The 12,910-nt window shown below is 33.0% G+C and carries 10 protein-coding genes; all 10 read left to right on the forward strand.

Going from position 1 to position 12,910, the window contains the following annotated elements; translation table 11 throughout:
- The first annotated feature begins 146 nt into the window (after positions 1-146).
- The 10 genes from CELAL_RS06980 (at position 147) to CELAL_RS07025 (ending at position 12,829) form a co-directional block, all read left to right on the forward strand.
- Positions 147-1,010 carry a universal stress protein gene (locus CELAL_RS06980; protein ID WP_013550200.1) on the forward strand — a complete coding sequence of 288 codons (864 nt, stop codon included), beginning with the start codon at positions 147-149 and terminating at the stop codon, positions 1,008-1,010.
- On the forward strand, positions 1,007-3,214 hold the full coding sequence (locus CELAL_RS06985; protein ID WP_013550201.1) for a SulP family inorganic anion transporter: 2,208 nt from the start codon (positions 1,007-1,009) through the stop codon (positions 3,212-3,214). Before CELAL_RS06980 ends, CELAL_RS06985 begins: the two co-directional genes overlap by 4 nt.
- Before the next feature lie 174 nt (positions 3,215-3,388).
- Positions 3,389-6,871, forward strand: a complete 3,483-nt coding sequence (locus CELAL_RS21410) for a PAS domain S-box protein (RefSeq protein WP_013550202.1) — start codon at positions 3,389-3,391, stop codon at positions 6,869-6,871.
- Positions 6,840-7,229: a response regulator gene (locus CELAL_RS06995; protein WP_013550203.1), complete on the forward strand. Its 390-nt coding sequence runs from the start codon at positions 6,840-6,842 to the stop codon at positions 7,227-7,229. The genes CELAL_RS21410 and CELAL_RS06995 overlap by 32 nt, the downstream gene beginning before the upstream one ends.
- Positions 7,230-7,289: 60 nt before the next feature.
- Positions 7,290-7,622 carry an ArsR/SmtB family transcription factor gene (locus CELAL_RS07000; protein WP_013550204.1) on the forward strand — a complete coding sequence of 111 codons (333 nt, stop codon included), beginning with the start codon at positions 7,290-7,292 and terminating at the stop codon, positions 7,620-7,622.
- 48 nt (positions 7,623-7,670) lie between these two features.
- Complete coding sequence (locus tag CELAL_RS07005; RefSeq protein WP_013550205.1) at positions 7,671-8,138, forward strand: DUF6428 family protein; 468 nt, start codon at positions 7,671-7,673, stop codon at positions 8,136-8,138.
- Between the two features lie 281 nt (positions 8,139-8,419).
- Positions 8,420-9,049 (forward strand): arsenate-mycothiol transferase ArsC, encoded by a 630-nt coding sequence (locus CELAL_RS07010; RefSeq protein WP_013550206.1) that lies wholly within the window; start codon positions 8,420-8,422, stop codon positions 9,047-9,049.
- An 11-nt stretch (positions 9,050-9,060) separates the two neighbouring features.
- Positions 9,061-10,104, forward strand: a complete 1,044-nt coding sequence (arsB, locus tag CELAL_RS07015; RefSeq protein ID WP_013550207.1) for an ACR3 family arsenite efflux transporter — start codon at positions 9,061-9,063, stop codon at positions 10,102-10,104.
- 163 nt (positions 10,105-10,267) lie between these two features.
- Entirely contained in the window at positions 10,268-11,131 is an 864-nt protein-coding gene (locus CELAL_RS07020; protein ID WP_013550208.1) for an MBL fold metallo-hydrolase, read from the forward strand.
- 57 nt (positions 11,132-11,188) lie between these two features.
- Complete coding sequence (locus CELAL_RS07025) at positions 11,189-12,829, forward strand: S8 family peptidase (RefSeq protein ID WP_013550209.1); 1,641 nt, start codon at positions 11,189-11,191, stop codon at positions 12,827-12,829.
- Positions 12,830-12,910 lie beyond the last annotated feature (81 nt).

The raw sequence follows: 12,910 nt of genomic DNA on the forward strand, positions 1-12,910 counted from the left end.
TTAATAATTAATACCCTTAAAAAAGAAATAAATGATTCTAAAACACCTAATATTAATTATAAAATTTAATTTTTATCGGCTACAAATTGTTATCCTAAATAACATATCAGTATTATTGTAATGAATTATAAGGCCTACTGTAAGTTATGAAAGAAAAAATCCATCCATTTAAGACTATATTATTTGGATTTGCTTTTTCACCAAAACTTAGAATAAATATTATTGAAACAACGCGTATAGCAACGTTTTTTAAATCGAAATTAATTTTGCTTCACGTTGGTGAAAAAACAGAAGAAAAATTAGCAACTATCACCGCTATCTTAGAAGAGGTAAACTTTAATCAATTAGCAATTGAAGTGCAATGGATTCCAGGAGATCCTATTAAAGTTATTTTAGATTCTTGTAAGACTTCAAAAATAGACCTTCTTATTTTAGGGGCATTACAGCATGAAAATGCCTATCAGTTTTATGTAGGCTCTATTGCTCGTAAACTAACCCGTAAAGTTTGTTGCTCTGTTTTATTATTGATAAAACCTTCGGAAGAAAGAGTAAGCTGTAAAAATATTGTAGTTAATGGGTTAGATGCACCTGATACTCCTCTAGCAATTGAAGATTCATTCTACGTGGCTAACGCTCTTGGTGCACAACAAATTACGATTGTAGAAGAGATTTTACAACGAGAAATCCATGTAAAAGTAGAAGATGATAAGTCGCTTAAAAAAGCGAATATTATGAAGGAAAGATTAAAGCACAGAGAAGATTCTAGAGTGCGTAAAATTATAAGTGAACAGTGTGCTATTTATACTAAAAACATTAAAATTAAAACACAAGATATCTTCGGAGAACGAGGTTATTCTATAGGACATTATGCAGAAGTAGTAAGAGCCGATTTATTGGTGATGAATGCTCCCAAAAAAACGCGTTTTATAGACCGTTTATTTACACATGATATTGAATATATTTTATCTGACCTTCCCACAGATTTATTAATAATCCGTAGACCAAATTGAAACCAAAACAAAAGAAATCTGCTTTATTTATAAAAGACCTACCTAAAAATATCTTTGCTGGGTTTGTGGTGTCTTTGATAGCCCTTCCTTTAGGTTTAGGTTTAGCTATTGCAAGTGAAGCACCTCCTATTTCTGGTATTATAGCCGCAGTAGTTGGTGGAATTGTCGTTTCTATTTTAGGCGGTTCAAACGTAACCATTACAGGTCCAGGAAACGGTTTAGTTATCGTTGTCTTAGGCGCTATCACAACATTAGGCGGAGGAGATATGTATCAAGGGTATTTATATACTTTGGCTGCTATAGTTATTTCTGGAGGGCTCCTTATGCTCTTAGGGTTTTTAAAAATGGGCAGATTAGCAGATTTTTTTCCTGCTTCTGCAATAGAAGGGATGCTTGCAGCCATAGGACTGGGTATCTTATCAAAACAATTTCATATTATGATTGGTCATAATAATGAAAGTGGGAGTATTATTTCTTTATTATTACAAATTCCTGAAGGTCTAATTCGCCTTTTTACAGAAGGCACGGAGAGCCAGTTATTCGCTGCAGCCATAGGAATTATTAGTCTTTGTATCATGATTTTCTATTCGAAAATTAGAAACAAATATTTTCAATTAATCCCTGCTCCCATGTGGATTTTGATCCTAACCATTGGCTTAAGCTATGTATACAAAGGGGTAGATATAGCCTACCCTATGGATGCTGAATTTTTAGTCACTATTCCTGATAATGTTTTTAGCTCACTAGCTTTTCCAGACTTTTCGTTGGTGTATACCCAAAAATTTATTGTGGTAGTTTTTGCACTTACTTTTATTTCTAGTATTGAGTCTTTATTAAGTATAAAAGCAGTTGATAAATTAGACCCAGAAGCAAGACGATCAAATGTAAATAAAGATTTAAAAGCCTTAGGTTTAGCAACTACAATTAGTGGTTTTTTAGGCGGCCTTAATGTTGTCACCGTGATTGCACGAAGTTCTGTAAACGTAAACAATAACGCCTCTAACCGTTCGGCAAACTTTTTCCATGCCTTATTTCTAATACTATTTATTGTTTTGTTTCAAGAACAATTACGTAGCATTCCTTTGGCAGCACTAGCTGCTATACTTGTATTTACCGGTTATAAACTAGCTACTCCAAAAAATTTCAAAAAAATTGCTAAGATTGGTAAGGAGCAAATCTTAATTTTCTTGGCCACTTTACTTACCACGTTGTTTACAAATTTAATGACTGGAATTAGTGTTGGTATTCTAATTACGTTAATTATACATATAATTATAAATCGAAGTTTTAGCTTATTTTTTAAACATCTATTTAAACCAAACATTCTTATGTTTAAGGAGTTAGATGGTGGCACTTATTATGTTAGCATCAAATATTTCTGCAGTTTTATAAATTTTTATAAATTAAAAAACAAGCTCGATGTTATTCCTGAAAATGAGCATGTAATCTTAGATTTTTCCATGTGTAGTTTTGTAGACCACACATCTTTTGAAGGCGTAGAAAACTATGTACAAACCTTCTCTAAAAAGGGAGGTAGCATAGAATTAATTGGGTTGGACAAGCATGAGGCCGATTCTAAACACCCCTTTGCTATTCGAAAAATATTACCCCTAAAAGCGCTTAAACCAATTGAAAATTATTTCACTAAAAGACAAAAAAATATAGAGATAACTGCAGATAAATTAGGCTGGGAATACATTCCTAAAAAAAGTAAAGAAGTAGATTTCTTATCAGATTTTATATTTTTTAAAACTAAGGAAATTAATTTTTTATACAACAAGCTGTCTGAAAAAGTAAAAGGGGAGAGTGTCTTTGATGTAGAGTTTACCGAAGGAGCTTTTATAGCAAAAGAAATTGTCAAAACCACTATTCTTCACATAGCGTTAGATCAACCTGTGCCTATTTTTACATTAGACAAGGAAGGTTTGCTAGAGTTGCTCTACAAATTAGCAGGCTTAAAAGACATAAATATTGACAACAGACCAGATTTTAACAAACGTTTTTATCTTAAAGGTGAAAATGAAGTTGAGATAAAAAAAATCTTCACAAACGATTTAATCTTATTCTTTGAAAGCAACCCTTACTACCATGTAGAATCTAATGGTAATGCTTTATTAATATTTAAAAAAGAACGCCTATTAAGCGTTCAAGAAGTTAAAGCAATGATCTATTTTGGGGAACAATTGCATTCTTTTTTGAAATAATTGCCCCAATACTCAGATATTACAGAGAATCTAGTTAAATAAATACGGTTTTTTTTGTAGGAATTATCCTTTTTTGTATTTTACAGTTATCTCCCCGATAGAAATTGCTATTACCCAACCGTAAAGCTATGCAGAGGAGCCAAACCTAGTACCCAATTAAATGCCGACCATGTAATGAAACTAAAAGCTATTTTTCGGTTTTTTAAGAGCCCTATTTCATTTGGTCTAACCGTATTTGCTATCACATTGCTCTTAACGCAATACCTTAGCTACCAACGTTATTTATTATTAGAAACAAATAGTCAAAAAAAATTAGTTACTCAAGCTAATTGGGTTGAACATGAATTTCACAAAACACTAGATCAAGGCTATTCCACAACACAGACGCTTGCCTTTATATTGGAGCATTATGGCATACCAAAGAATTTTGATTCGATTTCTAAATTGTTATTAGAAACTAATACTGAAGTTAGTGCGTTAGAAATTGTAAACAAGGAAGGTATTATTACTCATGCATTTCCTTTAGAAGGCAATGAAGTTCTAGGATTTAATATTTTAAAAGATTCGATAGGTAAAATTGGTGCTCTTAAAACAATTAAAAAAAAGGATCATTTTGTAAGCGGTCCTATTCGTCTAAAACAAGGAGGTATTGGTTTTATTAGTAGAACACCCATTTTTAATGGTGATAGTTTTGAAGGATTTACTTCAGCTATCATTTTACTTGAAGATGTTTTAAATACAGCGAAACTTAATAGCCAAGAAAGCCAATTTTTATACAGACTCACCAAATTAAATTCTAATCAAACAGAAGAAGTCTACTTTTCTTCTTACGATGATATTTCAACAAACTCATTTTCATCAACAGTAAAAATGCCTGATGGAGAATGGAAACTGTATGTGTATGCTAAAGAAGATACTTCTATAATTGGTATCCTCTTATTTGCGTTTATAGGCTTATTTATTTCTGTTTTATCTGGGAGCATCGCATGGTATTTATTAAAACAACCCAAAAGATTAGATAGACTTGTTCGTGAAAAAAACTCACAACTCGTTGAAAGTGAAGAAAAGTATAGAAGTCTTGTAGAACAGGCTTCAGATGGGATCGTACTTTCTGATCAAACTGGAAAAATACTAGATGTAAATCTAAAAGCTTGCGAATTATTTAGATATACTAAGGCAGAATTATTGAAGTCTAACCTTACAGATTTGACAAGCAAAGATCAAGCCTCAGATATACCTTTTAGGATTAATAAATTGCTCGAGGAACAAACGTTACTATCTCAACGAAAATTATTGCGAAAAGATGGTTCTGATTTTTATGGAGAAATTAGTGCCAAAATTCTCTCAAATGGACTTATTCAGGGTATTGTACGAGATGTTTCTGCACGTATAGCTTTAGAACTTAAGTCTAAAGAGAATGCCGAGAAAGTAAAAGAGAGTGAAGAAAAATATAGGACAGCAATAGAAGAAGCATCTGATGGTATTTTTGTATTAGATGAGCATTTTAATTTTATAGACATCAACATTCAATTTTGTAAATTTTTTAGAAGTCCCAAAGAAACATTTATCAGTAAAAATATTATCCACATTATAGCGCCTGATGAGTTAGCTAAAAAACCCTTAAAATTCAAAGAAGTAAGCAACGGAGAAGTTATACGTACACTAAGAAAAATGATCCGAGAAGATGGCTCAACTTTTGTGGCGCAAGTTAGTGTAAAACAAATGCCTAATAACCATTATCAAGGTATACTTCAGGATGTTACCGCACGAGAAGAAATAGCAGAAACACTGCGAGAGAGCACTCTTAAATACAGAGAGCTTACAGAACGTATTTCTGATGGATTTGTGGCATTAGATAAAAATTGGAATTTTAATTATGTCAATGCAAAAGCATGCCAAGTAATTGGTAAGTCCTATTCAAAATTAATAGGAACTAGCGCTTGGGCCGCTCTGCCTTTTTTTAGAAAAACAAATGCCTATAAAGTACTTTTAGAGGCCATGGAAACTCAAGAATATAAGTACATTAAACAATATAGAGAAGATTTTGATAAGTGGTACGAATACAGAATGTTCCCTTCTGCAGAAGGAATTTCAGTATACTTTAAAGACATTACTGAAATAAAAAAAGCAGAAGAAGAACTATTGCACACCAAAGCTAAAATGGAGTCTGCCATACGTATAGGAAAAATTGGTTATTGGTCTTGGGACTACAAAAAAGAAATTATTGATTGGTCTGAACTGATGTACAATATTTTTGATATAGATCCAAATACCCCATTAACTTATGAAACGATACAATCAAGAATACACCCTGATGATTTAAAAAAACAAGACGACTTAATTAATATCTTTATTTCTAACAGCGAAAACAACCTTCGGTATACCCATAGAATTATACACAGAGATAAATCTGTGCATACTTTATTAGTAGAAACAGAAATTGAAAAAAACGACAAAAATGAAATTCTAAAATTACGGGGAACCATTTTAGATATAACAGAAACTATAAAAGTCAAAGAAGAACTAAAAGAAAGTCAGGAAAAATTTTATAAATCATTCCATTCCAACTTAATTGGTAAAGTCATTGTAGACGAAAATAGAAAAATTCTTGAGGCAAATAGAACTATTGCTGTATTACTAGAAACTACACGTAAAAATTTAATTGGTAAAACTCTTATTGAAGCAGATGTTCTCGAATTTAAAAGCAACGAACTATCCGCAGACCGTCAACAATTATGGGCAAAATTATTAAATGAGGGCATACTCCGAGACGAAGAAATTATATATACCCTAAAAAGCGGGAAAAAAATCCCTGCACTACTTTCTATAGAGCCTTTAAAATTAAAAAATAAAAGAAATTATTTGGTCAGTGCCATTGACAACACCAAAAGAAAAGAAGCAGAACATTTACTAGAAAGACAAAACATAGAACTCTCTAAAACTAACGCAGAATTAGATCGGTTTGTATATAGTGCCTCTCATGAGTTAAGAGCTCCTTTAGCGTCTGTAATGGGGTTAATTGACATTATTTTACACGAAGATCACGATGAAGATTTAGTTTTTAAGTTAAATATGATGCAACAATCTGTAAAAAGATTAGACGATTTTATTAAGGATATTGTACAGTACTCCCAAAACAAACATTTAGAAATAGCCATGGAGTCTATAAACTTCAAAGAATTAATTAATGAGTCTCTAGAAGGGCTCTGGTTTTTAGAAAATAGAAAACACATTAATTTTCAGCTAGATATTAACGAAACGCAAAGCTTCTTTTCTGATAAAAAACGTATTTCCATCATTTTTAATAACCTTATTTCTAATGCCATTAAATACCATAATATTACTACTGAAAATCCAACGATAACTATAACTGTAACTACTAAAGAAGATGCGGTATCTATAGAAATAGCTGACAATGGAATTGGTATTCCTAAAGCTCATTTAGATAAAATTTTCCAAATGTTTTACAGAGTATCTTCAAAAATCATGGGTACGGGAATAGGATTGTTTGTAATAAAAGAGGTTATCACAAAATTAAACGGTAGAATAAACGTTCTATCAGAACCAAATATGGGTACTAAATTTGTAATTTTACTCCCAAATCAAACTAAAAACGCGGTAAAACATGAGGTTCAAACAAATTTTGTTAATCGATGATTCTGATATTGACAATTTTATAAATAAATCTGTTTTAACTAAAGCGAAAATTTCTGAAAGTATTATTTCTGAAACTTCACCAGTAGCTGCATTGAACTACTTACGCGAGCTTGCCAAAGAGCCAGATAAAATTCCAGAAATTATTTTTTTAGATATTAGAATGCCAGAAATGAATGGTTTTGAGTTTCTAGAGCAATGTGACTTTTTACCAGATGATATTAAAGAAAGATGCGCTGTTTACATTCTTAGTTCTTCTATAGACCCAGAAGATGCAGAAAGAGCTAAACAATTCTCTATTGTTAAAAAGCACATTACTAAGCCCTTAACTCTAGAACAGGTCGATTTAATTTTAAAATAAAATACAAATTTCTTTGATACTTAATTGCTTAATCGTAATATTGCAATATAACAATTAAGTATGGGCTTAGCTAAATCAGAAATATTTTCAGCAGAACAAAACGAAATAGCAAATTTTGCTAAAGCTTTTGGGCACCCTGCAAGAGTTGCTATTCTACAACATCTATTTAAAATAAATGCTTGTATTTGTGGTGATCTTGTCCATGAAATTGGTCTGGCACAACCTACAATTTCACAGCATTTAAAAGAGCTAAAAAATTTAGGTTTAATAAAAGGCACTATTGATGGCACTAGTGTTTGCTACTGTATTGACACCGAAAATTGGGAAAAAATGAAATCAAAAATGGGACTTCTATTACATCTAAATCTTCCCCATCAAAACGATTGTTGTTAAAAAAATTTGAATCTATTCATCGTAATATCACAATAAAACAATTGAATTATGAAACTATCAGAAATAAAATCGCACTTAAAAAATTTAAAAACTATTGCTTTTGAATTGCCAGACGGCACATTAGTACCAAGTCACTTTCATGTAACAGAAGTGGGTAAAGTAACTAAAAACTTTATTGATTGCGGTGGTACTGTTCGTAACGAAGAAGTAGTTAATTTTCAACTCTGGAATGCAGCCGATTATGACCACAGACTGCATCCTGAAAAATTAGCACACATTATAGAATTATCTGAGAAAACATTGGCTATTCCAGATTTAGAAATAGAAGTAGAATACCAAGGAACAACCATTGGTAAGTTTGGTTTAGATTTTAATGGCACTAATTTTTTACTAACCACCAAACAAACAGATTGCTTAGCAAAAGATAATTGTGGCATTCCAGAAGCAAAACCAAAACTAAAAATGGCTACGCTAGAAAGCGGAAATTCTTGTACTCCTAATTCTGGATGTTGTTAAAAATAAACATCGTACCCATTACGGTACTAATTAACCGCTTGTTGCTAAGATTTATCAAGGAGGAATTAGTACCGGTATGGCTACTTATGAAACTAACGTCCCCTATTGGGACTACTAGGAAAAAGCCTATTTAAATATTGGTAGAAATGCTATTATGGATGCCAAAAAAATGCCAGAAGCAATGGTATTGGAAAAAATTGGCAAACTAAAAGATACTTGACTAGACAATACCCTATCAGAAAGAAGAAGTACAATTACTTTACTATAAAACAACCTATAAAATGACACTAACAACACCTTTATTTGCAGCTATTGAAAGCGTACTTGCTTCCTTGCAACCGAATACCGTATCTGAAGAAAGAAAACAAACACTTCAACCTTTAGTCGCTTACATTCAAAATAAAATAGAAACAGACCAAGCTGTTCGCTTAAACTTTATATGTACCCATAACTCTCGAAGAAGCCACCTATCACAGGTTTGGGCACAAGCAATCGCGAATCATTTAAAATTTAAAAACGTGTATACCTATTCTGGAGGTACAGAAGCTACCGCACTCTTCCCTATGGCTGCAGCGACCTTAAAAAGTTCTGGATTTCAAATTAAAACAATTTCTGAAGGTACTAACCCAGTGTATAGTATTAAGTATGCTCCAAATGAAGCTCCAATCATTGGTTTCTCTAAAAAGTATGATGATAGTTTTAACCCTGAATCTGAATTTGCAGCTATCATGACGTGTTCTCAAGCCGATGGCGCTTGTCCTTTTATTGCCGGAGCAGAAAAGCGTATTCCTATCACTTTTGAAGATCCTAAAGCTTTTGATAATACGCCACAACAAGCAGAGAAATATAAAGAGCGTAGCTTACAAATAGCAACAGAGCTTTTATATGTATTTGCAAGTATTAAAGCCTAACTCAAGAGACTATGAAAAAGCTGAGTTTTTTAGATAATTATTTAACCGTTTGGATCTTTATCGCCATGATTATTGGTGTACTCATAGGAAACTTTTTTCCTTCTTTTCCAGATATTGTAAATAGCGCCAGTAGTGGTTCTACTAATATTCCTATAGCTATCGGGTTAATTTTAATGATGTATCCTCCTTTAGCTAAAGTAAATTATGCGTTACTGCCTAAAGTTTTTAAAAACGTAAAAATTCTATCTATCTCCCTACTTTTAAACTGGATTATAGGTCCTATTTTAATGTTTGTTTTAGCTATTATTTTCTTGCAAGAATATCCTGAATATATGGTGGGCTTAATACTAATAGGTTTAGCTCGTTGTATTGCTATGGTTTTAGTTTGGAATGATTTGGCCGAAGGAAGTAGCGAATACGGAGCAGGTTTAGTCGCACTAAATAGTATTTTTCAAGTATTTGCTTATAGCTTTTATGCTTGGTTATTTATAACAGTACTGCCTCCCTATTTTGGTTTTGAGGGAGCTATCGTAGCTATTTCTGTTACCACCATTGCAGAAAGTGTGGCTATTTACTTAGGAGTTCCATTTTTATTGGGTATTCTAAGTCGCATTATTTTAGTAAAAATTAAAGGAGAAGAATGGTACATGCAAAAATTTATCCCTACGATCTCACCCATTACTCTAATAGCTTTACTTTTTACCATTGTCATCATGTTTTCATTAAAAGGAGAATTAATTGTAACCATCCCTGGAGATGTTTTATTAATTGCCATTCCACTACTCATCTATTTCACGTTGATGTTTATCATAGGATTCTTTGTCACCAAAGCAACGGGAGCAACCTATGATAAAACAGCCGCTGTAGCATTTACAGCTGCAGGAAATAATTTTGAACTGGCCATTGCAGTAGCGATTGCCGTATTCGGCCTCAATTCTGGGGAGGCTTTTACAGGCGTAATTGGACCACTAGTAGAAGTTCCTGCTTTAATAATTTTGGTACGTGTTTCCTTTTGGTTGCGAAAGAAATACTTCAGCAAAGAGGTGAATTCCTAGTCGTTATTAGGAGAATACCGATTTAGGAGCGTTAAAAAGTCTTAATTAGTGATTCTATTTTTAACGATTTTCTTAAATTTCACGATTAATTGGCTGAAACAAGAAAAATATCACAATTCTAATTTCTAATTTCAGCCTAATTCATCGCATTTTTAACACGTATATGAAATTATACCCAATAGAAACTGGTAATTTTAAGCTAGATGGTGGCGCTATGTTTGGCGTAGTTCCTAAAACATTATGGACAAGAACCAACCCTGCAGATGCCTCAAATAGAATAGATCTTGCTGCCCGTAGTTTATTAATTGAAGAAGGCAACCGCTTACTTCTTATTGATACAGGAATGGGAAATAAACAATCTGATAAATTCTTTGGGTATTATGACATGTGGGGAGATCATACGCTTGAAAAATCGCTTAAAGCGCACGGTTTTCATAAAGATGACATTACGGATGTTTTTATGACCCATTTGCATTTTGACCATTGTGGAGGAAGCATTCAATGGAATAAAGACAGAACTGGTTATGAACCCGCTTTTAAAAATGCCAAGTTCTGGACTAATAAAGACCATTGGCAATGGGCTACCGAACCTAATAATCGTGAAAAAGCCTCTTTTTTAAAAGAAAATTTACTTCCCATGGAAGAAAGTGGGCAACTTCATTTTATAGAGCGTACCAATACCTCAGATTTTCAATTAAGTTCTGAACTTAATTTTGATATTTTATATGTAGATGGGCATACCGATAAGCAAATGATTCCACATTTAAAATATAAAGGAAAAACACTGGTCTTTATGGCAGATTTGCTCCCAACTGTTGGACATATTCCATTGCCTTTTGTCATGGGATATGATACCCGCCCTCTATTAACATTAGCAGAGAAAGAAAAGTTTCTAAATAAAGCTGCTGCTAATGACTTCTATCTTTACCTAGAGCATGATGCACACAATGAAATTTGTACGGTACAAGAAACAGAAAAAGGAATCCGATTAAAAGGTATTCACACTTTTAAAGATCTTTTCGAATAAGCTTATTCACATTTTTTTTTATAACTCAAAACAACATAGTTTTTAAACTACTTAAGTATGACTACTCATTTTTCTAAATTAATTTTAGGGCTAACTATTAGCTCTTTACTTTTATCAAGCTGTGGTTCTACAGCACCAGTTCTGGTAAGTACTCCTATAGAAAATATCGATGCAATTCCGCTAAAAATAGCAGATTTATCAGATACTCAAAAGAAAACCTGGGGTCACCTAGACCTTACCGCAGATACGATTCCTGGAATGGCTGTTGAAAAAGCTTATACCGACATTGTAAAAGGGAAAAAAGGGAAAAAAATTATTGTTGCTGTTTTAGATTCAGGAATGGATTTAGAACATGAAGATTTAGTGCATGTATTATGGACCAATACAAAAGAGATTGCTGGCAATAATAAAGATGATGATAATAATGGCTACGTAGATGATATTCATGGCTATAACTTTTTAGGAACATCTTATAATGAACAATTAGAAGCTGCTAGAATCTTACGCCTTAATTTAGGTGATGCTGAAATGCAAACAAGAGCAAAAAAAATTATTGATGCTGATGCTCAAAAATATTTAGCGTATAAAAATCAATTGGATCAAATGCTTCCTGCTATTAAAAATTCGGATGTAGCGATTACAGCGCATTTAGGTAAAAAGAATTATACTAAAAAAGAAGTTGCTGCAATTTCAACAGAAGATGCTACTTTATTACAGAGTAAATCTATCGTAACTCAAATGTTTGCTTATGGCGATTCTATGGCAGAAGTGATAACACAATTAGAAGGTGATATCGATGGCTTAATAGAACGTTTAAACTATAACTTAAATGTAGATTTCGATGGTAGAACGGAAGTTGGTGATAATCCTTACGATATTAAAGATCTAGGCTACGGAAACGGAAACCCTCAAAATAGTATAGATACTGAAAGTCACGGTACGCACGTTGCTGGTATCATTGGCGCACAACGCGGAAATGGAAAAGGGGTAGATGGTGTTGCAAATAATGTAGCAATAATGAGCATTAGAGCGGTACCCAATGGAGATGAATATGATAAAGATATTGCTTTAGGTATTCGTTACGCCGTAGATAATGGTGCTAAAATTATCAACGGTAGTTTTGGTAAAGCCTTCTCACCAAATGCAGAATGGGTTTATGAAGCCATCAAATATGCTGCCTCTAAAGATGTATTATTTGTACATGCTGCGGGTAATGACGGTAATGATTTAGATGATACAAGTAATGCTAATTTCCCTAATGACCAAGTAAACAATGGTGCAGAAATTGCAGATAACGTTATCACTGTTGGTTCATTAACAGCTAAGTACGGATCAGGATTGGTTTCTACTTTTTCTAACTACGGTACTATTAATGTAGATGTATTTGCTCCTGGTAGTGCTATTTATTCCACGATGCCTAATAGTACTTATGATTATAACAGTGGTACTTCTATGGCGGCACCAGGTGTTGCGGGTGTTGCCGCTCTTGTGTGGTCTCAGTACCCAACATTAAAAGCAAACCAAGTAAAGAAAATTATTTTACAATCTGGTTTAACCACTAAAACGCAAGTAACTGTTCCAGGAGAAGATGCTGGTGCAAAAGAATTTTCTGTGCTATCAAAATCAGGAAAAATGGTAAACGCCTATAACGCGTTGCTGCTTGCTGAGCAAGTCGCTTCAGGAAAAGTAAAATTATAAGAATTTCGCTAAAAAGACCTAACAGAACTAAAAAGGTCATAGAAATTTTAAGTTAAGCTTTTAATTTCTATGATCTTTTTA

This window comes from Cellulophaga algicola DSM 14237 (genome assembly GCF_000186265.1).
GTDB lineage: Bacteria > Bacteroidota > Bacteroidia > Flavobacteriales > Flavobacteriaceae > Cellulophaga > Cellulophaga algicola.

Bases quoted from the DNA above. Each gene is read 5' to 3' on its own strand.
- CELAL_RS06980 (WP_013550200.1), top strand. From the start codon at position 147: ATGAAAGAAAAAATCCATCCATTTAAGACTATATTATTTGGATTTGCT.
- CELAL_RS21410 (WP_013550202.1), top strand. From the start codon at position 3,389: ATGAAACTAAAAGCTATTTTTCGGTTTTTTAAGAGCCCTATTTCATTT.
- CELAL_RS06995 (WP_013550203.1), top strand. From the start codon at position 6,840: ATGAGGTTCAAACAAATTTTGTTAATCGATGATTCTGATATTGACAAT.
- CELAL_RS07000 (WP_013550204.1), top strand. From the start codon at position 7,290: ATGGGCTTAGCTAAATCAGAAATATTTTCAGCAGAACAAAACGAAATA.
- CELAL_RS07005 (WP_013550205.1), top strand. From the start codon at position 7,671: ATGAAACTATCAGAAATAAAATCGCACTTAAAAAATTTAAAAACTATT.
- CELAL_RS07010 (WP_013550206.1), top strand. From the start codon at position 8,420: ATGACACTAACAACACCTTTATTTGCAGCTATTGAAAGCGTACTTGCT.
- arsB (WP_013550207.1), top strand. From the start codon at position 9,061: ATGAAAAAGCTGAGTTTTTTAGATAATTATTTAACCGTTTGGATCTTT.
- CELAL_RS07020 (WP_013550208.1), top strand. From the start codon at position 10,268: ATGAAATTATACCCAATAGAAACTGGTAATTTTAAGCTAGATGGTGGC.
- CELAL_RS07025 (WP_013550209.1), top strand. From the start codon at position 11,189: ATGACTACTCATTTTTCTAAATTAATTTTAGGGCTAACTATTAGCTCT.